The following is a 12,566-nucleotide window of genomic DNA, read 5'->3' on the forward strand; positions in this document are numbered from 1 at the left end:
AGATGTACAATAATGAATTGGAAGTCGCTAAAAAAGCAGAACAAATGTTGGAAGCTGCTTTACGAAGAAAAACTTCTTCCTTTAAAGATCATGTCAATCGAAAAGAAAATGACACTTCCCTAAAGGATGCTACAGCCAAAGCTGCAGTGAAAAGATATATCTCCAAAAAAGATGGACAAAAGAAGAAATATTACATGCGAAGCTTATCGATCCGGATGGCCAGACATGGTTTTATTCAGAATTACGGAGTAGATACCACCAGATCCGGAGGTGATCGGTCAAGGCAGGAACCTAAAAACACCAATTACGGTTTTAAATCCCATACGATGAAGATGAAAGCTCAGCCGTTCATTAATGAGGCTGTAAAAGATTCCAAGGTTGTAGAGTTTGTGATGGAAAACGTCACTCGGATCAGAGCAGAGAATCTCTTGTTTGAAGTTAAAAGATTGATAGAGAACCCAAGCACTTAAATATTAAGTGCTTTTTTTATGTCCTTTCGGGTAATTCACTCAACAAACATCTTGCAGGAAATTTCAATGCAAGATGGCAGGAACAAAAATCACATCTACCGGTGTTTTATATATCAACGGCCAACAGGTCGAGAATACCTTTTCCAATATTCAAAGAGCTACCAAGAAGCTAGAAAGTGAGTTTAAAAAACTTACAATCGGTACTGAAGAATGGAGAAAAAAAGCTGAAGAAGTAAAAACAGCCAGAGCCAGGCTTGAAGAAGTAAGAAAAGAAGTCAACGCCATTACCGATGCTGTAGATACTTCAGGAAATGCTTTAACGAGATTTACTGATAAGCTATTCAATTTTGGAGACACCTTCAAGGCGGTTTTCTCTGGGAATATAGCAGCCTCTTTCTTTGAAGATATCGTTGGAAATGTAGAAGCTGCTGTAGATAAACTTTTAGAAGTTGCAGATGCTATGACGGATGTTGAGAAAACAACCGGAATGACAACTGATCAGGTTAAGGAACTTTGGGATGCCTTTGACGAAATGAATACCAGAACCTCTAAGCTTGACAGATTAAAAATTGCTGAAGTTGCGGGCCGTCTTGGTGTTCCTCTGGGACAAATGAAAGATTTCATTGTAGAAATTGACAAGGCTTATGTTGCATTAGGTGATAGTTTTGAGGGCGGATTAGAGGGCGTTGTTGAGCAGTTGGGTACAATCAAGGGATTGTTTACTACAACCAAAGAAATGAGCTATGCTGATGCTATCAATCGGATTGGATCTGCGATGAATACTTTAGCAGCCCAGGGAACCGCCTCCGAGGGAAATATTTCTGAATTTGCAACTCGTGTCGGGACATTACCGGATGCACTTAAACCTTCGATCGACAAAGTTCTTGGTTTGGGAGCTGCTTTTGAAGAATCCGGAATTGATGCACAGATCGGTGCTTCAGGACTCTCAAATTTCCTTACCACTGCCGGAGAAAATATAGGAGCCTTTGCAATATCAATGCGAATGAGCACAAAAGATGCTCAGGAACTATTAAACACTAAACCTGAAGAATTCTTCATACGTTTTGCTCAGGGAATGAAAGGATTGAGTGCCACGGAAACCGCCAAAGTTCTTGAAAGCTTAAAATTAGGATCTCTTGAAGTACAGAAAGCAGTCGGTGCAGCAGCAAATAATACAGATGCTTTCAGAAAATCTATGAAGCTTGCCGGGGAGGAGATGGAAAAAGGATCGTCTCTTGCTGATGAGTTCAACAAGAAAAATAATAACGCTCCGGCAATTATTGAGAAAATCAAGAACGCCTGGAATGAAATGTTTACTTCTACCAATGTGATTAATTTCTTTGAACCCGTAATTCAGGGTCTTGGATGGATAACCGGAGTAACAAGGGAAGCCGGTGACGGCATCAAAGAATTCAAAGAGAGACTTGAACTACTTGCTAAGTTAATTACTGTAATTACTATTGGAATATACAGTTATACTCTTGCAATGAGAGTTTTACTTGCAATGAAAAAGCAGGGAGCAATGTTTACGGCCATAGAAATAGCATTTGAGAAAGGTTTAAATGCAATGTATGCGATTCAAAGAGGAGCCGTCCTCTTATTGGCAGCAGCAAAAGCATTGCTAACCGGAAATATTACGAGAGCGACAGTGGCCATGCGGGCGTTTTCTATCGCAACTAAAACGAATCCTATTGCAATACTCATCAGTTTAGTTGCAGCTGCTACAGCGGCCTATTTCTTATTCAGGAAAGAGACTGAAGCGAGTATTGTTGCTTTAAATAAATATACTGCAGCTGCAAAAGTTAACGGGGATATCCAAAAACAGATCCAAAAAGAAGAGGCTTCTGCGATGGGGGATCTTAGAAAGAAAACCGAATTATATCTTGCTATTATCAAGGATAAAAACAGCTCTCTTGAGGCGCGTAAACTAGCCTATGAAAAATTGATTTCAGTATATCCTCAATTTAAAGGAACCCTGGATGATGAGTATCGTGCAACTGCCAAACTTACTACTGTTTATGATCAGTTAATTTCCAAATTGAAAGAAGCCTCAGAAGTAAGAGCTTATCAAAAATTATTGGATAAAGCTGCCGAAAATCGTGTTAATGCAGAAACAGCACGTATTGATGCTGAATTCAAAGCAAAACAGGAGGAAATTGAGAATAAAGCCCGTGATGCAAGAAATAAAAAAATAGCTGAGCAGGCAGAAAAAGAAAGACAGCAAATTCAGGGTATTGGTGATAAATTCGACAGACAAGGAATTGCTATTAGACAGGCCCTGGATTATCAGGAGTTAAAAGATGATGAAAAACAAGGTTTAAAGAAGGCTCAGATTGTGGAAAAAAACGCAAAGCTTTATCAGTCAAATCTTACAAAACGTGTAGCTGCCAACACGGAATTATCAAAAAAGTTACTAAAAGCTGATGATGGACCATCTCCAGATCCGGGTAAAAATATAGTAGCTCCTGGTAAAAAGAAAAAAGAAAAGGACCCTGCTAAAGACGATTCTGCTGCGATTAAGGAAGCTGACAAAGCCAATGCTGATTTATTAAAAGCACAGCAAACATTCAGCGAAGAGAAATTAAAAATTATTGAAGATTCTTTGATTAAGGAAGCTGCAACTGAAGCTAACAGAAGAAATGTTGAGCAGCAGAACCTAAAAATCGAAAATGACAGGATCCTTCATGAAATCGCAGATTTAGAAAAAAAGAAAGCTGAAACTAAATCCAAAGTTGCAAAAGAAGAATATGAAAAAGCAGCTGGAGTAAAGCGAAATGTTATTAATATCAATAATCAAATTGATATTCAGCAGGAGCAAACCCACCTCTTTACAATGGCCCGTCTTCAGGAAAACATCGACTCAATTGTTTTCCAGCGATTCGTCGAGATGGAGCAAAGGAGGCTTGATGAATCCAGGAGAAAAGATGAAGAAGAAATTATTCAGATTACTTCTCTTACCGATGCTAAAATACTCCTGAAGAATAATGAATATTTAAAGCTGACTGAAACCGAGCTCCAGAATATTCAGACGTTGGAAGATGCCAAAGCTGCACTTCGTGAAGCTGCTGACCGAAAGATGAATAAAGCAATGCTTATTTCCCTGGAGAACCAGAGCAATATGCTAAAAGAAAGTCTGAAAGGTCTTACCGGTGAAGCAGCTGAAAAGTTAAAAGCCGATCTCGATGCTCTTACCGTAAAAATTACTCAGCTCAAGTCGGCCATTAAAACCGGTGAAGGAACCGACGATAAAAAAGTTAAAGAAGAAAAAGACGCTACCAAGGAAAAGATCGATGTACTTGGATTTTCTGCAAAAGACTGGGAGGGTGCTTTTAAAAATCTTGATACAACTGCCGGAAAGCTGAAAGCTGCTCAAATGGCGGTTCAGGCATTAGGAAATGCATTTCAGGCCTATTCAAATTTACAGCAGTCTCTTAACGACCGGGAGATGCGAAAATTTGATAAAAACCAGTCTAAAAAGAAAAAAGATCTCCTGAAGCAACTTAATGAAGGCTACATCAATCAGGAAGAATATCACAAACAACTTGAATTATTAGATGTTCAGAAAGCGAATAAAGAAGCTGAGATTGCTTATAAGCAAGCTAAAGCGCAGAAAACAGTTCAAATTGCATCAGCAGTTTCAGGGACTGCTCTGGGGGTGATCGGAGCTTTAACAATGAGCCCGTGGACTCCGGCAAACTACGCATTAGCTGCAGCGGTTGGAATTTTGGGCGCGATACAAATTGCTACAATCGCAGCTCAGCCACTTCCGGAAAGACCAAGCTTTTATGTAGGTGGTCACACAGGATCAGGATTCGGTTCTCCAGATGCTTCAGGATTTAAAGCAGCCGGTATTGTTCACCAAAATGAGTGGGTTGCTCCGAAATGGATGTTGGAAGATCCAAAAACAGCAAACGTGATCGATTACTTGGAGAGTGTCAGAACCGGTAAGACCACACCAATGGCTGAAGGCGGTTTTTCTTCAGATAATACAACTGCCGGTGTTCCTAATCCTCAGAATTCAAGCAATGATAATCTAATGCAGTATATGGCTGTAATGTCAGATGTAAAAGATTTACTGCAGTATTTGAAAGATAATGGTGTTGATGCTTGGATGATTGCTGATGAACAAACTGGAAAAATGACAAAATTAGCTATGAAGAAATTTGAAAAGATTGAAAACAATGCAGCAGGTAAATAATTTTCAGGAGCTTCAGGTATTCGAGGCTCCTGAACTTAACAGGATATGTGATTCCCTTGTCAATAAAATAAAGGAATTGACTGGAAATAATATTTTTTTAGTAGGATCAGTTTCTAAAGTTCTCAACGGTGATCTACCGGAGAGTTATAAAATTAAAGATGTCGATTTCGCTGTTTTTAATAATGATTTCAGAAAGCTTCAGAACTGCCGGCACTCTCTTTTAGAAGAGGCAAAGTCCGTCGAACTGGCTCCCAGAAGAATTATTATTTATCTGCCATATATAGCGGTTGAGATCTGGAACGCTAACGATATCAATCCGGATATTCAATTATTTAAAAATAAAATACCTTATATAAAATGCCAATCAGAACTAAAAATGTAAATATACCTTACATTACCTGTCCTCCGGGAGTAGGAGGCGGATCATTATGTGCTTCTCATGATAATTATGTAGATGTACCGATCAGAGACTGGTCAGCTAACCCGGCTCAAGTTGTAGCTCCTACCTGGACGGTAGGAACTACCAATCCACTTCCAATATCGGTACAAATTAAATTTCCGGAGTTGGAGTTTATTTATACTGATCCTAATTTCAGATACAAAATAAAGAAAACTGTTACCGGAGTAGATTTTTTAAACATAACATCTCCAAAGCTTGTCGGAAATACTTTTAATCAGTTCAATCTTACCCAGGAAATCATCACATTGAATTTTCAGAATATGGAAAATCTCTCTGCAGGAGTTCATACCATCAATTTTGAGATTGAAGCTTATGGAGTAGCTGCAGGCGGAGCTGAAACCTTTAGGGAGTCTTCTGCCATTCAGAACGTCATCATTCCGGTATCGATCACCGTGTTATCCGGGAACGGATTTAATACCGATAAAAATACTTATCAGCTGCTTTTTAATAAAGCCGACAATTCGCTTTCCGGAGATTCTAAAATTATTGTTTATTCTTCAGAAGCTGTGACCTTTAATACTTCTGATTCATTTATCGAATTAATTCAAACTGCCGGCAGCTCTGAACGTATTCTTACTTTTCAGAATAATGCTCAAATTCAGGGTAAAACAGTGGGAACCTATTCAGGAACCGTTACAATTACCAAGGGAACGCAGAGCAAAACAGTAACCGTTAATCTGCAAGTGATCAACGATGCTACTCAGTTTTATCTGAGTCCGACAAATTTTACAATTTCCCTGCAGAAGAACTTACTGGAGTCAAAAATAATGCTAGTAAGTCTTTCAAACCCGAATAACTTGGCTGTTGTAGTAGATTTTTTCCCGTCATTCATTGAATCAGTTACAATCGTAGGTTCTCAGGTAACCATCGTTACAAAAAATTCAAATGATCTGGTCCTGGGTAATTATTCCGGAGAAGTTATTTTAAAAGCAGGAAGTGTTACAAAAAAAGTGATTATTAATCTTACTGTTTTACAGGCGGTCATTAATGACTTTAAGGGCTCTGCTTACTATTTTGCTAATGATGAAAATAAAGTAATTGTAAACAAAACAAATTCTGTTGCATCATATGTGAAAATGACTCTTGAAATGTATTTTAAAGGCTATGGCAGGGAATATCAGGAAAATCAGGAATATACCTTTCCGTTTTTCCTTGGATCAGCTGAAATTGATCCGGGAAAAGAAGTGCAGGATTTCTTTATTAAAGCAAAAGATATTGTGACTTCTCTGAATCCTGTTTACGAGTATGATCTGGCAGTGGTAACAATGACATTTCAGGAAATGAGCAGTACGGACGCTGTACTTTCTACATTCTCTCTAGACAATGTACTGTTTGCGCCGGGTAAAAAACCGAAATGTTATCCATTTTTCACAGATTATCCAATCAGAAGTACTTACTCCGGAAGTATTATTAAACTGAGCTTAGACAAGCTCTCAGAGAAGCCGGACCTGAATCTTTTATATACTCAATACAATCTGCCAAAGACTGTATTTGATGCAAAGTTTGAAGTACATCAGTTTACTTTTTTAAGAAATGAATTTAAGCAGGCATTGGAAACAAAAATAGTAGCAAACTCAACTTTTCAGTTTATTCCTTTAACTGAGGAGGAGGAGATCGTCCACATAGAATGGGAAAATCAGAATCTTGTTTTCGATTGGTTTACTGCAGCTTCAAAAACAAAAAAGACTGCAGATATTGAAAATATCACCGGAGAAACTAATGAAAATAAAGAAGAAAAATTTGACAGTACCGTATCAAAACCTCTGACGGTGAATTCCGGCTGGATCCTGGAAGAAGAGATTGATCTGATCACCGATCTGTTAATGTCCCGGTTATGTTTTATTTATATTAAAGGTGAACGATTTAAAGCTTTCCCTATAGGTAAGAAAAACGAACTGGCCGATTCAGATAACAATAAGTTTTCTATGGATCTGGAATTCAAAATTATAATTGCAAAATAATAATTACCGCTCTTTTGAGCGGTTTTTTTGTCCTTTATTCTATTTCCCAGGTCTCTCATATTCGCTAAAAAAAATATGAGAGATTGGTTTGTTACTGATAATTTTAAAATTGATCTTACAGGCTTAAGGATAAATTTTACTGAAGAAAACCCACGATTTAAAGATACACTCTGGACAAAATACACTCTGCCGGTAGATATCAATTATGACAGGGATTTTATAAGTAAAGTCGGTCAATACTCATCATTTAATAATGCGAATCTTCCAAAAGTTCACAATGGATATCACATTTTTGAAGGCAAGACAATGAAGGGAACTTTGACGTTTTCAGAATTCAGAAATAAAACGGCTAAAATTCAGATTGACTCTGGATTCGAAGAACTTCCGAATTTTGAGAAAACATTGTCCGAACTTCCTTTGGACGTTTTCAACGTTCCTGATATCTATGATCACGCTAATGAGATCGTTGAGAAAAAATATCCAGAAACCAACTACAACTTTCCGAAATTATACACAGATGAATTTGATCTCGATAGTGAGGGTTGGAAGTACTTTGATTCTTTTATCAATAATAGAGTAAGACAAGGTAATTCAACTTTAAAATATTTTCCAAGAAATGAGATACAGGAAAACGGTGAGGGATGGGACTGTATCAACAGAAATATCATACAACCGGCTCCGTATCTTCTTCACGTTTTAAAACAGGGTTTTTTGGATGCCGGCTTTATTTTAACCGGGGATATCCTAGAAGATGAAACTTTAAAACAAAGATGCATCTATTCCGGAGAACACTATTTTACGACTGCAGATCAGCAATACTACAAATCGAATGTTTTCCAAAATGAATATTATGGAAACTATGATCTTGGAAACTTAAGATTTGCACACTGGAAGAAAAATTTTAAAATTGGAGCTCCAGGTAAATACAGAATTATAGGTTCTTGTTATCGAGAAGGCGATTTGGGAAATAGCTCATTAGTTATTAGTAAAAACGGTGTGCCATTGTTCAGTTATGGAGGCGGTAATACACCTTTTTTAAACTTTGATAAAATCATTGAAATAGATATTACTGAAGCTGAGACAAATCCAGAAATAACCATTGAATTCAATGGGATTGTAAAAGATAACCGTTTTAATTCTGAAGGCGTGAATATCGGAGTCGCTGAGATTCAAATAAACCCGATAAGACAAAATACGGCTGCCGGTGATGCCATACCTTTCGTTTTCAACTTTAACCGAGTTGATCTTAAAAGATCTGTTCCAGATATGACTTTTGGCGAGCTGATCAATATGATCAAAAACTGGAGAAATTACGATCTTACTTTTGTCAATGGAATCGCGATCATGAACCGAATTATCATTGATAAAACGAAAGAACCGGATGACTTTAGAGAATTTGAGATTGAGGATCCGATCAGGAGCCGGAATGATAAAAAGTATTTTAATATTACCTTTCCGAAAATTGATGGAGTAGATCTCGATGATGTATTTTTTGATGAGACTGGATACAAATTTAATATGACTCCGGTTCCAAAGGATACGACACAGATTGATATCAATGGTTTTTGTCTTCCTTTGACAACGTTTCGGGCCACATCAACGGCAAGAGCTTTCCAGGAAACAAGCACCTTAATGCTTGTTTATTATGACGGTCTTGACAGCAATGGAGACAATCATGCGAAAAACCCTGCCGGCCTTCATGGAACTGAGTTTGCTGAGTCGGTTAAAGATTGGTTCATGAACCGACTCACTAATTTTACTTTCAGATGGACATTCTTTGCTTTGAAATCCAAGATCCGGAAGTTTAATATCAGGTCTGAAATTTTTGCTTTCAATAAAAAGCACTGGATCAAATCCTGGGTGAAAAATTCTGTATCAGATAAATATTATTCTGTGGAAATTGAGACAGAGACTTTTTAATCGTCCAGTAAAAACATACTTTCCATACTCTCAGCTTTGACGATGTGAACATATTCCATTGTTGTAGAAATGTCGCTGTGATCCATTATTATTTGCAGGTCTTCAACTTTGCCACCTTTTCTTAAAAAATTGGTGGCAAAGCTATGACGGGCCACATGAAAGTGCATTTTCTTCTTAATACCGCAGATATTTGATATCTCCTTCAGCTCCCTGTTAATATACTGATCAGTCATCCAGACAACAAATAAATGCTCGTTTGTCATTGCGATCTCTTTTGCAGTTCGGTTGAGTCTAATTGAATGCGATTTTTGCGTTTTTGTGCTGACATAGCCGATTGATTCCTGCAAAATGTCTTCTCTTTTAATCTTCCGGATATCAGAAATTCTAATTGAAGTGTAGCAGGAAAATAAAAAATAGCCTAAAGCTAACTTGTGATTATCCTTGATAAATTCAGTGTTATAGAAAGATTTTAGCTTTGAGACTTCTTCCAAGTCTAAATTTATTCTGTTTCCGGAGGTGCTGCCTGGTTTAATCTCATCAATATCTACATTTAAAAAGATTCCATATTTTTTGGCAAGTCTTAAAAATTTGGAAATAAATTTTAATGACGATGCAATGGTTGTATTTTGATTCAGTTTTGTATTGGATAGCCATCCCCTGTAACTATTGATAAACTCTAATGTTATTTCAGAAAAAGGAATAAAACTTTTGAATTCTTCCATCTTTTTGATTTCGCTGCCATGCTTTTTCTTTGAGTTCTTTGATAGAATAAGATTTTTGGTATGGTGCTTCATAAATGCAATGAAATCGTAGTCCGGAGTTTTGCTTTTAAACTCATCCACAAGCTTATCTAATGAAAGGTGAACTTTAGAAAGCCTGTAATGTATCCGGATATCTGATATTTTTGTAAAAGCCTGATCAAGCAACATGTTTATTGTCTCGCAATTTTCTGTTTTATTTTTTGCCCGTTGCTTATTTCCGTCCCAGTCTTCAGGTTTTACATGTATATCGAGCGGAATTCGCTTTCTGGTTCCGGAGGATGTAAGGATTAAATAAATTTGTGATCTACCGTCTCTGTTGACGTAATTTTTAAGGTTGAAATTGATGTTCATAGGTACAAATATTCTTTTAGAAGATACTTGCGGATCAATTCCAGGATAAAGTTGATGTAACATGTCTCAATTATTTTTAAAAATTGAAGACTTTTCTTTATTTCTGCCACCTTAAAAAATAATTGTGGCAATTATAGTGGCTTGAAATAAAAAAAAGACTTATTAAAACTCGATGGAATCGGTTATAATAAGTCGTTTGTTAATCCTAATACCTTTTTAAAGGTAGTTTTGTGGTTTCTCCAGGAATCGAACCAGGGACACATGGATTTTCAATCCATTGCTCTACCAACTGAGCTAAGAAACCGTATGTTTTGGTTTGTTACTTCGTTATTCAAAGTGGTTGCAAAAATAATATTTTTTCTTATACCGTGCAAATCTTTTTTTGCTTTGGAATAAAAAACCGCCTTTTGCAAGGCGGTCTGTGGTTTCTCCAGGAATCGAACCAGGGACACATGGATTTTCAATCCATTGCTCTACCAACTGAGCTAAGAAACCGTATATTTTTGTTTGACTTACTTCGTTGTTTTAAAGTGATGCAAAAGTAGTAAGTTTTAATATATGAAGCAAGTATTAACAGTACTTTTTTCTAATAAAAATAAAAACTTACTGATTCTCAGGAGAATTATTTTCCTGTTCCTTTCTAATTTGCTCACTCATTTCCTCTAATACAGGTTTTATCGTGCTTTCCGGAAGGTCACTTATTCTAATATACATCAATCCGTCAATGGCATCATTGAAGTTTGGATCTACATTAAAGGCAATAACTTTTGCGTTTTGCTTAATATATTTTTTAATTAAAACAGGTAATCTCAATTCAGGCTCAAGGTCATCGATGATTTTATCTAATTTATTTAAATCAGATTCCATTTCTTCGAAGAATAAATTTTTATCCCTTTCACGAAGTTTTACTTTATATTCGTTTCTTGGTGTAATGTATTGAGCTACTGCAGAATCATAATAATTCGAACGCATAAATTCGATCATTAATGATTTTGAAAATTCAGAGAATTTATTGGAAATACTCACACCTCCCATCAAGAATTTATGATCAGGATTTCTTAAACAAACATGCACAATTCCCCTCCATAAAAGGAAAAGTGGAAGCGGTTTCTGCTGGTATTCCTGGCAGATATATGCTCTCCCCATTTCAATCACCTTTTTAAAGAAAGGATGAATGTCTTGTTCAAATTCAAATAAAGAACTGGTATAGAAACCTTTAATTCCGGATTTTTTCATCACTTCCTTGCCTAAAGCCATTCTGTAGGCTCCAACCAGCTTTTCCTCGGCATTATCCCATAGAAAAAGATGATGATAGTGTTTATCATATTCATCAAGGTCAAAAGGCAGGTTACTTCCTTCTCCCACGGCACGGAATGTAAGTTCTCTCTGACGTCCGATTTCCCTCATTACAGAAGGGATTTCCTCATAAGCCGTGAAATATATCTCGTAATTACCATTGCTGAAAAGCATTTTATCAGTGCCTTTCAGTTTGCTGATGTCATTAATGATGTCTTCTTTTGGAGTTTCATCAATAATATTCTGAACGATATTTTCTTCTCTAAGCAAAGGAAATTTTACATATAAATTTTGAAGATTAATAGCCTGAGCCAGTGATTTTCTCTTTTCATAGTAAGATTTCATCATATAAACCTTACGTTTTAGAAATTCGCCTAATTCTTCAATGTTTTCCATTTCGTCCATTGCCTTTAGACCAATAGGCTTTCCGATTCTGATACGGATTGGTTTCTCCCTGTCATTCATCATTTCAGCAGGAAGCATCAATGTCTGAAAATTAGGGTGAAGTTTTGACACCTGATAAAAAAGACGGCTGTTCTTTGCATGGAAATACATAGGAACCACCGGCACTTTTGCCATTTTAATAAGCTTAAGAGCCGGTTTTTCCCATTCTCTATCTAAAATTTCTCCGTAAGGATTGTTTTTGTTTGAAACTTCTCCTGCCGGGAAAATACCTACACAACCTCCTTCCTGCAAATGCTTCAATGTTTCGCGCATTCCGGAAGAGCTGCTGTAAGCTCCTTTTCTGTTTTCAAAAGGGTTTACAGAAATCACGTACGGTTCCATAGGTTTTATTTTTTCCAAAAGGAAATTACCCATTACTTTGAAATCCGGACGTACTTCTGATAAGATCTTGCACATTAAAATCCCGTCTATCGCGCCAAGCGGATGATTAGAAACGAGAATAAACGGTCCTGTTTTCGGAATCTTGGCGAGATCTTCTTCAAATGCAACATAGCTCAAGTTTCTCTCTCTCACAAATGAGTCGAAAAAGTCTTTACCTTCCTTATCTTTTAGTTTATCGTATAGTCTATTAACTTCATTTATTTTAGCAATGCTCATCACAGCAGATGCTACCGGATTCTTTAGAAATCCTATTTTGCTTAAGCCGGAAGCTTGAATTAAATCGTTTTTCGAAATTAAACTCAT

Annotated in this window: 7 protein-coding genes and 2 tRNA genes; 5 read left to right on the forward strand and 4 right to left on the reverse strand. The window is 36.8% G+C overall.

Annotated features, from left to right (window positions below):
• Nucleotides 1–2: 2 nt before the first annotated feature.
• From A0O34_RS15195 to A0O34_RS15215, 5 genes are all read left to right on the forward strand, one after another.
• The gene (locus A0O34_RS15195; protein ID WP_066756238.1) at nt 3–470 is read left to right on the forward strand and encodes a hypothetical protein; all 468 of its coding nucleotides are present in this window, start codon (nt 3–5) and stop codon (nt 468–470) included.
• A gap of 73 nt (nt 471–543) precedes the next feature.
• A complete protein-coding gene (locus tag A0O34_RS15200) occupies nt 544–4,668 on the forward strand; it encodes a phage tail tape measure protein (protein ID WP_066756241.1) in 4,125 nt (1,374 codons plus the stop codon).
• Nucleotides 4,652–5,050, forward strand: coding sequence for a hypothetical protein (locus A0O34_RS15205; RefSeq protein WP_066756244.1), 399 nt, complete (start codon nt 4,652–4,654; stop codon nt 5,048–5,050). Before A0O34_RS15200 ends, A0O34_RS15205 begins: the two co-directional genes overlap by 17 nt.
• Entirely contained in the window at nt 5,026–7,089 is a 2,064-nt protein-coding gene (locus A0O34_RS15210) for a hypothetical protein (protein ID WP_066756248.1), read from the forward strand. The genes A0O34_RS15205 and A0O34_RS15210 overlap by 25 nt, the downstream gene beginning before the upstream one ends.
• A gap of 75 nt (nt 7,090–7,164) precedes the next feature.
• Nucleotides 7,165–9,009, forward strand: a complete 1,845-nt coding sequence (locus tag A0O34_RS15215; RefSeq protein ID WP_066756251.1) for a hypothetical protein — start codon at nt 7,165–7,167, stop codon at nt 9,007–9,009.
• On the opposite strand, the gene A0O34_RS15220 is transcribed toward A0O34_RS15215, so the two are convergent.
• The 4 genes from A0O34_RS15220 to A0O34_RS15235 all read right to left on the reverse strand — a co-directional run bounded on the left by A0O34_RS15220 (nt 9,006) and on the right by A0O34_RS15235 (nt 12,566).
• Nucleotides 9,006–10,184: a site-specific integrase gene (locus tag A0O34_RS15220; protein WP_082891174.1), complete on the reverse strand. Its 1,179-nt coding sequence runs from the start codon at nt 10,182–10,184 to the stop codon at nt 9,006–9,008. The two genes, A0O34_RS15215 and A0O34_RS15220, sit on opposite strands and share 4 nt — an antisense overlap.
• A 168-nt stretch (nt 10,185–10,352) precedes the next feature.
• Nucleotides 10,353–10,425, reverse strand: a tRNA-Phe gene (locus A0O34_RS15225).
• 118 nt (nt 10,426–10,543) lie between these two features.
• A tRNA-Phe gene (locus A0O34_RS15230) sits at nt 10,544–10,616 on the reverse strand.
• Nucleotides 10,617–10,724: 108 nt separating this feature from the next.
• Nucleotides 10,725–12,566, reverse strand: a complete 1,842-nt coding sequence (locus A0O34_RS15235; protein WP_066756254.1) for a lysophospholipid acyltransferase family protein — start codon at nt 12,564–12,566, stop codon at nt 10,725–10,727.

It is taken from the genome of Chryseobacterium glaciei, from assembly GCF_001648155.1.
In the GTDB taxonomy this organism is placed as follows: domain Bacteria; phylum Bacteroidota; class Bacteroidia; order Flavobacteriales; family Weeksellaceae; genus Chryseobacterium; species Chryseobacterium glaciei.

Coding starts and splice junctions, on each gene's coding strand:
- A0O34_RS15195 (WP_066756238.1), top strand. CDS start 3: ATGTACAATAATGAATTGGAAGTCGCTAAAAAAGCAGAACAAATGTTG.
- A0O34_RS15200 (WP_066756241.1), top strand. CDS start 544: ATGGCAGGAACAAAAATCACATCTACCGGTGTTTTATATATCAACGGC.
- A0O34_RS15205 (WP_066756244.1), top strand. CDS start 4,652: ATGCAGCAGGTAAATAATTTTCAGGAGCTTCAGGTATTCGAGGCTCCT.
- A0O34_RS15210 (WP_066756248.1), top strand. CDS start 5,026: ATGCCAATCAGAACTAAAAATGTAAATATACCTTACATTACCTGTCCT.
- A0O34_RS15215 (WP_066756251.1), top strand. CDS start 7,165: ATGAGAGATTGGTTTGTTACTGATAATTTTAAAATTGATCTTACAGGC.
- A0O34_RS15220 (WP_082891174.1), bottom strand. CDS start 10,184: ATGTTACATCAACTTTATCCTGGAATTGATCCGCAAGTATCTTCTAAA.
- A0O34_RS15235 (WP_066756254.1), bottom strand. CDS start 12,566: ATGAGTTTAATTTCGAAAAACGATTTAATTCAAGCTTCCGGCTTAAGC.